The 14464-nt window shown below is 44.9% G+C and carries 16 protein-coding genes; 2 read left to right on the top strand and 14 right to left on the bottom strand.

The features are described 5' to 3' along the window. Positions 1-252 precede the first annotated feature (252 nt). Both R8N28_RS18400 and R8N28_RS18395 read left to right on the top strand, forming a co-directional pair. The gene (locus R8N28_RS18400) at positions 253-1530 is read left to right on the top strand and encodes an outer membrane protein transport protein (RefSeq protein ID WP_065274744.1); all 1278 of its coding nucleotides are present in this window, start codon (positions 253-255) and stop codon (positions 1528-1530) included. Positions 1531-1839: 309 nt separating this feature from the next. Then, positions 1840-3156 (top strand): outer membrane protein transport protein, encoded by a 1317-nt coding sequence (locus R8N28_RS18395; protein ID WP_054576273.1) that lies wholly within the window; start codon positions 1840-1842, stop codon positions 3154-3156. A 74-nt stretch (positions 3157-3230) separates the two neighbouring features. Here the strand turns inward: R8N28_RS18395 and R8N28_RS18390 are convergent, their stop codons facing one another. From R8N28_RS18390 to R8N28_RS18325, 14 genes are all read right to left on the bottom strand, one after another. Then, positions 3231-4004: a VacJ family lipoprotein gene (locus tag R8N28_RS18390; protein ID WP_005380523.1), complete on the bottom strand. Its 774-nt coding sequence runs from the start codon at positions 4002-4004 to the stop codon at positions 3231-3233. Between the two features lie 216 nt (positions 4005-4220). Beyond that, entirely contained in the window at positions 4221-5435 is a 1215-nt protein-coding gene (ccmI, locus tag R8N28_RS18385) for a c-type cytochrome biogenesis protein CcmI (RefSeq protein ID WP_065274745.1), read from the bottom strand. Continuing rightward, on the bottom strand, positions 5435-5920 hold the full coding sequence (locus tag R8N28_RS18380) for a cytochrome c-type biogenesis protein (protein WP_005380519.1): 486 nt from the start codon (positions 5918-5920) through the stop codon (positions 5435-5437). The genes ccmI and R8N28_RS18380 overlap by 1 nt, the downstream gene beginning before the upstream one ends. Then, positions 5917-6471, bottom strand: coding sequence for a DsbE family thiol:disulfide interchange protein (locus tag R8N28_RS18375; protein ID WP_005380518.1), 555 nt, complete (start codon positions 6469-6471; stop codon positions 5917-5919). The genes R8N28_RS18380 and R8N28_RS18375 overlap by 4 nt, the downstream gene beginning before the upstream one ends. 1 nt (position 6472) lies before the next feature. After that, entirely contained in the window at positions 6473-8449 is a 1977-nt protein-coding gene (locus tag R8N28_RS18370; RefSeq protein WP_021034009.1) for a heme lyase CcmF/NrfE family subunit, read from the bottom strand. Then, positions 8446-8931, bottom strand: a complete 486-nt coding sequence (gene ccmE, locus R8N28_RS18365; RefSeq protein ID WP_005380516.1) for a cytochrome c maturation protein CcmE — start codon at positions 8929-8931, stop codon at positions 8446-8448. Before ccmE ends, R8N28_RS18370 begins: the two co-directional genes overlap by 4 nt. Further along, the gene (gene ccmD / locus R8N28_RS18360) at positions 8928-9134 is read right to left on the bottom strand and encodes a heme exporter protein CcmD (RefSeq protein ID WP_005380515.1); all 207 of its coding nucleotides are present in this window, start codon (positions 9132-9134) and stop codon (positions 8928-8930) included. The genes ccmE and ccmD overlap by 4 nt, the downstream gene beginning before the upstream one ends. A gap of 11 nt (positions 9135-9145) precedes the next feature. Next, on the bottom strand, positions 9146-9889 hold the full coding sequence (locus R8N28_RS18355; RefSeq protein ID WP_005380513.1) for a heme ABC transporter permease: 744 nt from the start codon (positions 9887-9889) through the stop codon (positions 9146-9148). Between the two features lie 109 nt (positions 9890-9998). Then, positions 9999-10667, bottom strand: coding sequence for a heme exporter protein CcmB (ccmB, locus tag R8N28_RS18350; RefSeq protein ID WP_005380512.1), 669 nt, complete (start codon positions 10665-10667; stop codon positions 9999-10001). Between the two features lies 1 nt (position 10668). Then, positions 10669-11286: a cytochrome c biogenesis heme-transporting ATPase CcmA gene (ccmA, locus tag R8N28_RS18345; RefSeq protein WP_005380511.1), complete on the bottom strand. Its 618-nt coding sequence runs from the start codon at positions 11284-11286 to the stop codon at positions 10669-10671. 346 nt (positions 11287-11632) lie between these two features. Then, entirely contained in the window at positions 11633-12070 is a 438-nt protein-coding gene (locus R8N28_RS18340) for a DUF2802 domain-containing protein (RefSeq protein ID WP_318183394.1), read from the bottom strand. Between the two features lie 13 nt (positions 12071-12083). Next, positions 12084-12578 (bottom strand): chemotaxis protein CheW, encoded by a 495-nt coding sequence (locus R8N28_RS18335; RefSeq protein WP_005380507.1) that lies wholly within the window; start codon positions 12576-12578, stop codon positions 12084-12086. 35 nt (positions 12579-12613) lie between these two features. After that, on the bottom strand, positions 12614-13690 hold the full coding sequence (locus R8N28_RS18330) for a chemotaxis protein CheW (RefSeq protein ID WP_017635946.1): 1077 nt from the start codon (positions 13688-13690) through the stop codon (positions 12614-12616). After that, positions 13680-14459 carry a ParA family protein gene (locus tag R8N28_RS18325; protein WP_005380505.1) on the bottom strand — a complete coding sequence of 260 codons (780 nt, stop codon included), beginning with the start codon at positions 14457-14459 and terminating at the stop codon, positions 13680-13682. Before R8N28_RS18325 ends, R8N28_RS18330 begins: the two co-directional genes overlap by 11 nt. Between the last annotated feature and the right edge of the window lie 5 nt (positions 14460-14464).

The following is a 14464-nucleotide window of genomic DNA, read 5'->3' as shown; positions in this document are numbered from 1 at the left end:
TGATCTTATTTAGCGGCATTTTTGTATAAATAGAACGCAAAACATTCACCATCGCTATACCATTTAGAGCTTAAACTCTAAATTATGCATTTTAAGTGCAATTTCCCGTCTTTTAGACATCATTTCTGCAATTTTTATTCAATTTTATCCAATGGTCGGATTTGTCCAAGCAATTATTGATACTACTATCTGCGCCACTGAGCAAAAGCTCAATTTATCGTCCAAAGAGACGAATCTAATAAGGAAAAACAAATGACTCAGAACACGCGTCTGTTTAAAAAGACTCTCCTAGCAGTAACGGTAGCTTTTGCCTCAGGTCAATCGATGGCAGCGGGTTTCCAAATCAACGCTCAATCAGCAACTGGCATCGGCCGTGCATTTGCTGGTGATGCAGTAATCGCAGATAATGCAGCAGTAATGGCTCGTAACCCAGCAGCAATGGCTCTGTTTGATAAAATGGAACTTTCGCTAGGTTTCGAAAGCATTACTTCAATGATTGAAGTGAAAGATGCGAAATATTGTGGTTCAACGTGCCAAGTAGCACCAACACTGTTCAAGCCTGTCGACTCAAACTATGACGACGCTGGCAATACTTCTATTGCACCGAACATTCATCTAATCGTTCCTGTAAATGACAAGTTTGCATGGGGCGTAAACGCATACTCTAATTTCGGTACTAAAACAGAATTCGACAATAGCTTTGCGGCAAAAGAATATGGCGGCTTAACTGATGTTAAGAGCGTAAACTTTGGCCTTGCAGGTTCTTACCGTCTCAATGAACAATGGAGCTTTGGTGCTGGTTTAGATTTAATCTACGGCCAAGGTACAATGAAGCGTGAACATGCTGCAATAGGCACACTCGTCGATGTAGACGAAGCTGATGGTTGGGCTGTAGGTTTCAATGTTGGTACTGTGTACGAGCTAGATGAAAACAATCGATTTGGTCTTGCATACCGTCATAGTCCAGAAATGGAAGCAAAAGACGATAAAGGTCAAAAAATCACACTACCTTTACCAGATATGGCCGAGTTCTCCGGCTTCCACAAAATTCAAGACACTAAGTTTGCTGTACACTACAGCATCCAATACATTGGCTGGGAAACTTTCGATCAAATTGAATTCTCTAACTTAAAAGGCTCTCCTCTTGGCTCATCGTACGATAAACAGTACCAGTGGCAAGATGGTTGGCACTACTCGATTGGTGGTACATATTACCTAAGTAATAACTGGACACTTCGTGCTGGTTACATGTACGACACGAGCGCCCAAGCTGACTTAACGTCTGTTTCCGTTCCTGACTCAGATCGCCAATGGTTCTCTACCGGCTTTACTTATCACATTGATAGTAAATCAAATGTCGACTTTGGCTTTACGTACCTAATGGGTAAAGATGTTGAGGTAAATGAATCAACACCTAACCCAATGTACAACCCAAGTGACGCTCAAAGCCCTCAAAATATCTCGAGCTTGTCAGCAACAACACGCGCTGATGCTATTCTATTCGGCTTACAATACAGCCGTAGCTTCTAAACGCTTCGCTGTTAGTTAGTAGAAAAATACTTTATATAAAAGGCTGGATTTCCAGCCTTTTTTCATATCTGCGATTTATTGCCCACTCAATTTGAGTGAACACGTGTATCTAAATCTCACAATTAGGACGCACAGCTGTTCGCTGAATTCCGTTTACAAGCCTTTCACAGTTAGATAATTAAACCACCCAATCAACACTTGGAAGCATAATATTCCAAATGACTACTTATACTGGATTTTCATTTCTAAAGTAAAAACTCTACCTTTAAACTTTCGTCCCACGTTATAAATAAATCAGCGAACATTCGAATGAAAACCAACAAGACTCTTCTATCAACAGCAGTGGCATTAAGCCTACTTGGCGCAACGGGCATGGCTAACGCAGCAGGTTTCCAACTTGCTGAATATTCTGCAACAGGCCTAGGTCGAGCATATGCTGGTGAAGCTGCAATGGCTGACAACGCAAGTGCACAATGGCGTAACCCAGCAATGCTAACTTATTTGGAAGGCACTCAAGTGTCCGTTGGTGCAATCTATGTGAACCCAAATATTGATATTGAAGGTGATGTAAACTTCCACGGTAGCACTTCTTCTGCATCTTCAGATGACTTCGCACATGATGCAATCATTCCAAACTTCTACCTATCACACCAATATAATGAGAAATTCGCGATTGGTTTGGCATTTGGCACCAACTACGGCATGGAAACCGATTTAGGTAAAGGCTTTGGTGCCTCGCACTTCGGTAACGAAGCAAGCGTAACGACAATGGAAGCGAACTTGAACGCAGCTTACAAAGTCAATGAATCAATCAGCGTTGGTGGTGGTATCCGTTACATCATCGGCGAAGGCAGCTTTGGCGCAGCAGCTCCTAAGAATAACGTTGTAGGGTTAAATCCTGAAACTAATCAACCAATCAGTGTTCCTCAAGGTACCGCTCTAAAATACATGGAAGGTGACGATACCGCTTGGGGCTGGCAAGTTGGTACAGCATGGCAGATCAATGAAAATAACCGTATCGGCTTCGCGTACAAATCTGAAGTTGAACTAAAGCTTGAAGGCCATGCTGAAGGTCTTGGTTTTGGCTTCGGTACTTCTGAACGCGACAACGGCTACATGTATCTAAACCTGCCTGCAACGGCTGAGTTAGCAAGCTTCCACCAAGTAACAGACCAACTTGCGTTACACGCAAGCGTTAACTGGACGGATTGGAGCTCTTTCGAGAAATTGGAAGCACGTCTAAATACTGCTGGCACGCATATGGTTAAAGTAGAAAACTGGGAAGACAACTATCGCTTTGCTGTTGGTGCTACTTACCAGCTTGATCCTAAGCTAGCGCTACGCACTGGTATTGCATACGATACTTCAGCGGTAAGCGACAAAAACCGCACGATTACTATTCCAGAAACTGACCGTACTTGGCTAAGTATTGGCGCAACGTACGATTGGACGAAAGACTTCAGCCTAGACGCTGGCTTCACCTATATTTTTGCGAAAGACGCACCAATCGTTGAGTCTCGTGGTTACAAGTCAGACGACACTGCAGAACAAGTCGGCGGCCAATTTGTAGGCGAAACTACGGGTAATGTTTGGCTAATCGGTGTTCAAGCAAACTACCGTTTCTAACCAAGCTGCAAAATACAAAAAAGGCTTAGCATCAGCTAAGCCTTTTTTCATTTCTCTATTGTGAAGAACAACGCTTAAAAGTCTTCTAGATATTCATCTAAATACTCTTCTTCTTCGATGTTAACTTCTTCTACCGTTTCAACTTCTGCTTTAAAGTTTTGACGCTGGATATAAACATCGCGAGTTAGAATATATGGATCCGGCGACGAGTCTAGCTGCGCTTCTTGCGGTACTAATAAAGCACGCTTCTCCATTCCTTCAAACGCCCACTTACCCAAACTCGCCCAGAAGTTGAGATAAGAGAGGGGTAAATACGTACTATCTACGGTATCTGTCACTTCACGTAAGGTATACGGACCATAACCTGGAACCATGAAGTAAGGACCATTTCCAACACCATAGTGGCCTACTGCATCACTGAACGCTTTCTCGTCGTACTTCGTAATACCCGCGGCACTTGCAATATCGAATAAACCGAAAATACCGAACGTCGAGTTAATCCAAAAACGGTTAAAGTGGTCCACGGCTTTCGTACCATTACCCATGATTAAGTTATTAACCATGCTTGCTGGCTCATCTAAGTTCGATAAGAAGTTAGCGATACCAGAACGAATAGGAACTGGCGTGTATTCTACATACGCAAGTGATACAGGACGAACCAAATACGGATCTAAATATTCGTAGTTGAGTTCCCACATGGTTCGGTTAAAGCCTTCCAACGGGTCATACACATCAGAAGTCGTTTGATTTGTTTCTTGTCCTGTTACTGCTTCATCAGGCGCACTTGAACAGCCAACCAGTCCAACGGCTAACAGCAACAAGAAGGTAGATTTACCCTTGTTATACATTTTATTTTCCATAACGACTATTAATGTACCTAAGTCACCCCGATTAACCATTGTACGTATGTTGAGCAGGATACATAGTAAAGATGACTCAGATATGGGAATAAATAAAGGCCAGCAATCGCTGGCCTTCGGTATTCTACTCGATCGTTTAGAGTCATACCACTAAAGGCAACTGACTCTACCTCGTTGTCATGTTTCAGAGACAGATGTTAACAATTAATACTGCTGATCAATGGTCACTTCTACTGGTGCGCCAAATTCAACGACGTCACTTTCTCCGTGCCAATCTTGATCACGCGTTGCTACGTTACCGTCAGAATCTACACGCACACGGACGATTAGCTTATCGAGTGTAGATAACTTTTGCCCTTGCATCATGGCATTGCCATCATCTAATACGACTGTGCGAGGGAAAGTACCTAGCGGATAACGAGCAGCAGCCACAGGCATTGGGGAGCCATCTGAACGATGTACTGACACAATCAGAACTGCGTTTGGATCCAACTGAGCATTTGGTGCCACATTAATTGTCACAGCTACACTCTTATCCGGTGAAACCGCTTCGCCCATTTGCTTACGAGCACTCTCAATACTGCGTGACAACATCTCGTAGCGACTATCTTCTGGACCAATCATTTGCTGCATGATTCCCCAGTACTTGATGGCAGCCGGGAAGTCTTGACGCTCAAACGCATCGAACGCTAACAAAGAAAACACACGCAGATCGACATAGTCTTGCTGCATCAGCTTGCCGAGTAATGAGCGAGCCGTCGCTTGATCCATTTCCTCTTGAGACAGCATCAGAGCTTGTGCATAACCCAACATCACATCAGGATCTTTTGGCTCTAGGCGGTACGATTTTTCCATCGCATCGATAGCTGTGGTGACATCACGATTTGCTAACGCAATACGACCTAGCAGTAACCAACCTGTCGAGTCTTCCGGCTGGTAATGTAAGCGAGTTCGAAGGGCTAGGGTCAAATCCGCCATTTCATCGTCACTCAGCGGCTCAGAAGAAGCCGACATCAGCTTTTTCGATAACTCAGGTAGATTTGCAGACACTTCTTGCCATTGAACAATATCGTCTGACGCGCCAAATTTATAATACAAACCATAGCTCAGCACCACCGTCAGAATTACCGATGGAACTAAAACCGCGATTGGAGAAACCTTGGTTTCTTTTTGCGCTTTATCACCAGGGATATCGTCAAGCAGTGATTGCTTTAGATCAGAAATCAGTTCGTCTTCACTTTCAACCAGACCTTCGTCAGTTTCTTCTGCAAGCTCAGATAGTCGGTCTTTATAAAATGCCTTGTTGAGCTCATCGCGTAACACATCATCATTGTTCGCTTTTTGTTTAAGCAGCGGCAAAGCCACCAGCGCACAAGCAATAAGCGTGAGAGCAACGGTGGAAATCCAAAATAGTGTCATTACTTCTTATCTCCGTTGTTCTCTTCTTCAAGCAATGCTTTTAAACGAGCTTCTTTTTGCTCATCCCATTGCTCGTCACTGCTCGCTTTTGCCTTAACTTTAGATTTACGGCTACGCAGTACAATCAAACCAAAACCACCCAGTACTACAGCGAGTGGCCCTAGCCACAAAATCGCAGTCGCGACCGTAAATGGTGGGTTGTAAGTCACGAAGTTACCGTAACGGGCGATCATGTAATCAACAATCTCATCTTTGGACTTACCTTCTTTGGTCATTTCGTACACCTTATGGCGTAAGTCCTGAGCAAGTTCAGCGTTAGAATCCGAGATCGTGTTGTTCTGACATTTAGGGCAACGGAGCGTATGGCTTAACTCTTTGAACTGCTGTTCTTGTTCCAAATTATCAAACTCGTACACTTCAATGGCCGCATGAGCAGCAAGAGATAATGTCATCGCAGCAAAAACGGCAAGAATTAGCTTTCTCATTGCTTCGCCTCCTCAACCAATTTGTTGTAAAGCGGCTCCAGTGTTTCTGACCAATTACGTGGGTTTACATCCCCTACATGGCGATAGCGAATCACACCATTTGCATCAATAATGAATGTTTCTGGAGCACCATAAACGCCAAGGTCAAGGCCAAGCATACCACTGCCATCAAATAGGCTGATCAAGTACGGGTTGCCGAGATCATTCAGCCAACCTATTGCTTTATTACGATCATCTTTGTAATTCATACCGATGATCTTAACGCCCTTACCCGCCAATTCGTTTAGGTATTTATGCTCTGCATAACACGTTGGGCACCACGTTGCCCAAACGTTCAAGAGCAACGGTTCACCTTTAAAAATTGATTGGTCGTACTGTTTTCCAGGCTCAGCCAGGTCTTCTAAATGAAACTCAGGAACTGGCTTGCCAACCAAAACCGACTCCAATTTAGTTGGATCATCGCCCTCTTGGTTACGCATTAATTGGGTTGCGAAAATGCCCGCTAGAATCATGAAAGCGACAAGCGGAATAAATAAGATTTTCTTATTCATGTTATGCCTCCTGCTCTTTTGACTTCGCATTTTTCTTCGGCGATTTACGGAAGCGGTAGCGTTTATCAGAAATCGCTAGTGCGCCGCCTAATGCCATAATCAAAGAGCCAGCCCAAATCCAACGAACGAACGGTTTATAGTAAATACGAACAGCCCAAGATCGGTTGTCGTCTAAACGTTCACCCATTGCAATGTATAAGTCGCGGCTAATACCACGGTCAATGGCTGCTTCAGTCATCATAGACTTAGCCGTACGGTAGAAGCGCTTCTCTGCGTGAAGCGTATTCACGTATTTGCCATCGTGTGTGATCTCAAAGTCTGCGATGTAGCCATCGTAGTTTGGACCATCTTTATCACGCAAGCCTGAGAAGTAGAAATCATAGCCTTGAATTTGGAAGTGTTCGCCAGGTGCTAAACGTACATCACGCTCGATGCTGTAGTTCTGTACCATCGCAATACCGATAACAGATACCGCCAGACCAACATGACCCAACATCATTGCCCAGTGGCTACGTTGCAGCTTGCGAACACCTTCACTAAAGCTATGACGGTGCGTTGCGCGCTCGTACAGTTCAAAGCCATGCATCGCAATAATCCAAATCGCCATCACCCAACCAATGTAAGCCATGGTTGAGAAGAAATCGGCAAATAGGTACACGCATAGCGCGGCCAAGGCGAAAGCAAGAACACCTGAAACGAGCATTGGTTTCACAAGTTTAGATAAACTGTCTCGCTTCCAGCGAATAAGAGGACCAATACCAAGCAGAAAAGCAAATGGCATCATTAACCACGCAAATAGCATGTCAAAGAATGGCGCACCGATAGAGACCGACCCCAAACCAAGCTGCTTGTGTACGAGCGGCAACAGTGTCCCCACTAACACCACAACAAGAGCGGCGATAAGTAATACGTTGTTGGCTAAGAGCGCATTTTCACGTGAGACTAAGTCGAAGTTACCTCGTACACGCACTGCTGCCCCTTTTACGGCAAACAGCAATAAAGAGCCGCCGATAACGAAAACGAGGAAGCCTAGAATAAACATACCGCGCGACGGGTCAGACGCGAACGCGTGCACCGATACTAAAATACCGGAACGGACTAAGAAGGTGCCCAACAAACTCAACGAAAATGCAGAGATTGCCAATAGTACCGTCCACGCTTTAAATGTGCCGCGTTTTTCTGTCACGGCAAGAGAGTGCATTAATGCGGTACCCGCTAACCAAGGCATGAATGATGCGTTTTCTACTGGGTCCCAGAACCACCAGCCACCCCAGCCAAGTTCGTAGTAAGCCCACCAAGAACCTAGTGCGATACCAAGTGTTAAAAATACCCATGCAGCGGTTGTCCAAGGACGAGACCAACGAGCCCAAGCCGTATCAAGGCGTCCGGTCATTAGGGATGCGATCGCAAAAGAGAATGCAACCGAGAAACCAACATAGCCCATGTAAAGCATTGGCGGGTGAACAATCAAACCAGGGTCTTGAAGCAGAGGGTTCAAGTCACGTCCGTCAACCGGGAAGAACGGTAACGTACGTAGGAATGGATTTGACGTTAAGATGATAAACAGTAGGAAACCCACTGAGATCATGCCCATAACAGCAAGTACACGTGCAACCGACTCTTGCGGCATACCACGACTAAACGTCGCTACAGCGACAGTCCAAGCAGCTTGGATTAAAACCCATAGCAACAGTGAACCTTCGTGCGCACCCCATACTGCGGTTAAACGGTAGTACCAAGGAAGCTGACTATTCGAGTTGCTCGCTACATACTGTAACGTGAAGTCGTTGGTATAAAATCCCCAACATAAAATGGCGAAAGAGAACAACAGCATCAGGAACATAGACCAAGATAGCGGTCGCGCTGTGTTCATGAGCATGGTGTTATTATTCGATGCTCCCCACAATGGCAATACGCTCAACAGCACTGCCATTGCAAGCGAAAGAATGAGAGCAAAGTGACCGATTTCAGCAATCATTGGCCGCTTCCTTGTTTCTGTTCGGTGCTGTATTGAAGCGGTTCATGCGTTTTCTTCATCGCTTCTGCAATTTCTGGTGGCATGTATTCTTCATCGTGCTTCGCTAGGACCTCAAATGCCTCAACTGTTGTGGCATCTTTCAGTACACCTTGAGCAACAATACCCTGCCCTTCACGGAACAAGTCAGGAAGAATACCGTCATAGGTAATCGTCACTTTCGGACCGACATCGTGCAGGTCAAAACTCACTTTCAAAGAATTAGGATCTCGACGAACTGAGCCCACAACCACCATTCCACCGATACGCAGACGCTGGCCTACTTCTGGCTTGGTGCCATCTGGCTTACCATTAACCAATTCCGTTGGAGTGTAGAAAAGGTCCATATTTTGGTTAAGCGCATAAAGTATCAAACCAATGGTGGCACTAATACCGATAAAGATCGCTAGTACAATACCTAGCCTCTTTTTACGTCTCGGGTTCATAAGGTGTTCTCCATGTTCTTCGCTGCGTCGATACGAGCTTGACGGTCAATTTTTGCTTTCACTTCTTTCAATAATGCATCACCGCGGCGAAGGCTAGTGATCAGAAGAATCAGCATGGATAAGAAAGTAATACCAAACGCACTCCATACGTATGATGCGTAGCCACCCATGGCAAAAAAGTCGCTCAGAGATTCAAAATGCATAATCAGTTACCTCACTGAGTTTGTTCTGTTGCGAGTTTGCGCACCCAAGGGCGGTGACTTTCTTTACTGATGATTTCGTTACGAAAACGGACCATCGTCACGGCACCAAAGAAGAACGCAAAGCCAAAGATGTTCAGCAATAACGGCCAAAGCATGTCGGATGAAATAGAAGGTTGTTCAAATTTCGTGATCGTCGCACCTTGATGAAGCGTGTTCCACCATTCCACGGAAAAGTGAATGATAGGTAGGTTTACTACGCCTACGATCGCTAAGATACCAGCGGCTTTTGCAGCGGTTTTTTGATCGTCAAACGCATGGTAGAGCGCAATCACACCAAGGTAGAGAAATAGCAGAATCAATTCAGATGTAAGACGGGCATCCCATACCCACCAAGTGCCCCACATAGGCTTGCCCCAAACAGCACCTGTAAGTAGAGCAATAAAAGTAAATACTGCACCAATCGGAGCCATCGCAAGTGCCGCCATATCAGATAGGCGAACTTGCCATACTAGGCCAATAAATGCAGCGATCGCCATCGACATATAAACGCCCATAGACCAAATAGCTGATGGGACATGAATGTAGATGATTCGGAAACTGTCACCTTGCTGGTAATCTGAAGGCGCAAATGCAAGCCCCCAAACCGTACCAACCGATAAGCATACGAGGGCCAATACAGAAAACCAAGGCAGAAACTTACCACTCAAACGATAAGCTGCTTCTGGCTTGGCATAAGGATGTAGCCATTTCCACATGTTTTGTTCTCACTCTTACTTCAGGGACACTGTCTAAAGGGTTGAGACCGTAGCAGTGCTTTAATAATAATTCTTTGATCAAGCGCCGCTTCATTGGCACTTTATTGGGTTAGTTGACACTAACTCGTAATGCGGCACTGATGGCAAAAGGCGTTAATGTCATCGCCCCCATTAGCATCGCACCTAAAATCGCTAGTTGACCGTTATACGCCATACCGAGTGCGGCAGCATCAATTGCCGATGTTGCGAAAATCAAAATTGGGATGTAGAGCGGAAGAATAAGCAAACTCAAAAGAACGCCACCCTTTTGCAACCCAACAGTCAACGCCACACCAATGGCGCCAATAAAACTTAGTGTTGGTGTACCGATCATCAAGGTTAATACAACCGATAGCCAAGTATTGAAGTCGAGCGAAAGTAAAACCGCCAATAATGGGCTAATTAAAATCAGAGGTAACCCTGTTAACAACCAATGTGCTATGACCTTTGAAACCACTACAAGTTGCAATGGAATCGGCATTAGCATCATTTGTTCTAGTGCACCGTCTTGAAAATCATCACGAAATAGACGCTCTAATGATAATAAGGCGGACAGCAATGCGGCAACCCAAACGATGCCCGCTGCAATACGTGCTAACAAATTAGGCTCTGGTCCAATACTCAGAGGAAAGAGAGTAATGACAATAATAAAGAACCACAGCGGGTTCAGAATGTCTGCCTGACGGCGAAATGCGATTAGGAGCTCACGACGAATGATGGTGGTCATCGAGGAAATCATATCAGTCACCCAGCTTTATTTTTCTAAGTTTCGGGCTGTCCGCAAACATATCTTGATGCGTCGTCAACACAACAATACCGCCATTATCAGCATGACTTGCGAACAAAGATTCAAGCACCTTGACACCTTGCTTATCAATGGCAGTCAACGGCTCATCTAAGATCCATAAAATTTGCTTACTGAGCCATAACCTTGCCAATGCGACTCGTCGTTGCTGACCTGCGGAAAGTTGTGCTACAGGCACATCTTCTCGACCAGCTAATCCTACTTGAGTCAAAGCGATAAAGATTTCTTCGTCTGAAGAGCGATTATTTTGAATAGATTGATAAAAACGTAAGTTTTCTAATGCGGTAAGCTCTCGTTTCACTCCTGTTTGATGTCCTAAGAAAAGCAGATCTTGATGGAAAACATCACGAGATTTTTCAACCTCTTCGCCTTTCCATTTAATGACACCTTCTTCTCTATCACCTAACCCTGTCACAATCCGTAGCAATGTAGTTTTACCAGTACCATTACGCCCTTCGATCTGGACCAATTCACCAGGCTTAATTTCAAACTGCAGGTTTTCAAACAGAACCCTTTCATCACGGATTGCTGTCAGGTTAGACACTTCTAACATAGAGCTTCAACTAAAAAATGAACGAGCCGCTATATTAGCACAGCTTAGTTATGACAAAACAGGATAAGAGGGCTAGGTTACATGTAAGTTCATGTATTTTTGTTAATTAATCATCACACTTTAATAAAATTAACTATAAGTAGTTATAAGCGCTCATTTTGAATTTGAGAGGCCAGAACTAAGAGCAAGATCGACTGAAGGTTGTCTAGGGTTGTATTTAAGAAGAGCATTAGAGGCTAAAAACAAAAAAAGAGGCGTAATAACGCCTCTTTTTTTCGCTTGATAACCTTTAGCGTCGACGACGTCCACGCGTTGGATATTCTGAGTCATCTGATGGCTGACCACTTCATGGTGGAATCTTCTCTTTCCCCGCCAGTTTCTTCTGCAGTGAAAGCATCAACTCAGCTTCGGCTTTTGGTAGTTCGCACTCTTCAATCAGCTCGTTGATATCAGCGCCAAGCTGTACCATTTTAGAAGCGCGACTGTACAAGCGACCATCAGTATCAGCGTGTTCGAGTTCGCGAATTCTCTCGTTTAAGTGCTGAATAATGTCTTGTTGCTCGGTCACTTTTTGTCCAAGACCAACAACAACCGAGCGCACTTCGAGTAACTGCTTACTCAACTTTTGCACTTCTTTATCTGCGTGTCGAGATTGAGCTCGTCGTTGATCTAACTGCTTTTGTAACCCCGAGCGAATCCGCAGTTGCAAAACAACCAATACCAACACGATAAAAGCAACGCCACCCGCAAGGAATGGGGCAGATAAAAGAGTCTCTTCAGCCATCATCATTCAGCCATTAAAGGTGAGCCATCTCGTCCCACTCGTCATCTGTTAGCAGCTTGTTCAAATCCACAAGGATAAGAAGCTTGCCGTCACGGTTGCTCACACCCTGGATGAACTTCGCACTCTCGTCGGTACCAACTGAAGGCGTGGTATCAATTTCAGAAGAACGCAGATAAACAACTTCTGCCACGCTATCTACTAAGATACCAATCACTTGACGCTCAGACTCGATCACAATAATACGAGTGTTGTCAGTGACTTCGCCTTCCATCAGGCCAAAACGTGAACGTGTATCGATAACAGTAACTACATTACCGCGTAGGTTGATGATACCAAGTACATAATCTGGTGCACCTGGAACAGGGGCAATTTCAGTATAACGAAGTACTTCACGAACTTGCATTACGTTGATGCCGTACGTTTCTTCCTCTAGCTGGAACGTCACCCACTGAAGAACTTCGTCATTCGATGCATCTTTCTTCACTTCTACTTCAAAAGCTTGAGACATAGTTAATCCTCGTTAATGTCGTTCCCGACTTAAATCTAATTCAGTGATTTGACATCTAAACCGGCGTTTAGCATGTCAATGAGCGCCTGGACATGAATTAAGGCACACATTTTTTCTTTTACCATGCCCGCTAGCCAAGGGCGTTTACCCGCCTGCTCACGCCAGCGAACCTTGTCGATATTAAGCGTTTCAGTCCCCATTAATTGGTTACTGGCCAACCCCCACATGCTCTCACCAAGCATGACGACATATTGGTAGTTATCTTTATAGCTATCATCACGAAGCTTATCTGCCATCACCCATTTCGCGGTATCGACGACATCAAACTGTTGCTCGCGATTTGTTTGTAGCCCCAAATACCAGGCGGGTTTTCCTATCAAATGGTTAAGCTCGCTAATGCGATGAATACCACCTAACTCATCAAGAGGTACAGCAAACGTGACACCATTCACATCAAAGTAAAGAACTTGGAAGTCCTCACTTCGCTTCGTGCTTTCCCAGACCGTTGGTATATCGGAATCTGCTTGTGTTTCGAGTTCAGTATCGACGTTCGATTCTATATTGATACTTTGTTCGATCACTGCGTGAGGTTCATCCACCTCTGGTTGCGCTTCCTCAAAAACTGGCTCATCAATCACCCAGTCCTGTATTTCCTCAACACCCTGAAGCTCAGGCACCTCACTAAAGGTTTGTACCTCAGGCTCAGCCGCTTTTATCTCTGCTGCAATATCAATCGTATTTTGTTCAAGAATACTATCAATATCCAACTCAGCCACTGGGTTGCTTGCTTCAAGCTGACTTAATAGCCTTTGAACATCTTCCAGGTTTGGAGCTTCCAACTCTGGCGGATATGTTTCTTGAAACTGGTACGTTTCTGGCTCCGAGTATTGTAGCTGTAATTCTGGCTCTGGCTCTGGCTCTGGCTCTGGCTCTGGCTCTGGCTCTGGCTCTGGCTCTGGCTCTGGCTCTGGCTCTGGCTCTGCAGATGATACCTCTTGAGCCAACAGGTCAAGGTCTTCCTCAAGAGTCGTTATTTCAGTTTCATCATCCAGTAATGCATTAAAGTAGTCATCAAGTGCTTGTTCACTGGACAGCACATCATTACTGCTCATCGAACGCCAACCTCTCCAGGTAAATCAGTAGCTGTTTATAGGCAAACACACCACGGCTACCAGATGCAAAATGCGAAGCTGGCAAGTGCTTTAAACTGGCATCGCGGAACTTAGTATCAATAGGCACCGCTGAGGTCCACACTTGATTTGGGTAATCTTTTTTCAGTTGCATCAATGTCTGCAATGACGCTTTCGTGCGCTTATCGTACATGGTTGGGACGATAGTCACTTTGAAACCGCCCGGGCGAGATTTTTGCATAATGGTTAGCGTACGCATCATGCGCTCTAGACCTTTCATCGCCAAAAACTCTGTTTGAACAGGAATCAAAATTCGGTCACTGGCTGCCAACGCGTTCACCATCATCACGCCAAGGATTGGCGGACAATCAATCAACACATAGTCATAGTCTTGTGAGACAGTTTGCAGCGCCCGTTTTAATATTAATCCCATACCACTGCGATTACCCATTACGCGATCAAGCGTGGCAAGGGACATATGCGCGGGAATGATATCCATTCCTTCCAGCTCTGTTTCTAAAATCAACGGTTTAACCGTCTCACGAGAAAACGTCTTCAACTGGAATAAATCAAATAGGCTCGAAGTTACTGCATCAGGATCATAACCGAGATAAGTAGTCAGTGAGGCGTGAGGATCAGTATCAACCATCAATACTCGATGGCCTTTCTGGCTCAATAAGCCCGCCAATGTCACTGTTGAGGTGGTTTTACCCACGCCTCCTTTCTGGTTTGCTACACTCCAAACAATCATGATGA

The organism is Vibrio sp. Vb1554 (assembly GCF_033344235.1).
This window is presented reverse-complemented; position numbering and strand designations above follow the sequence as displayed.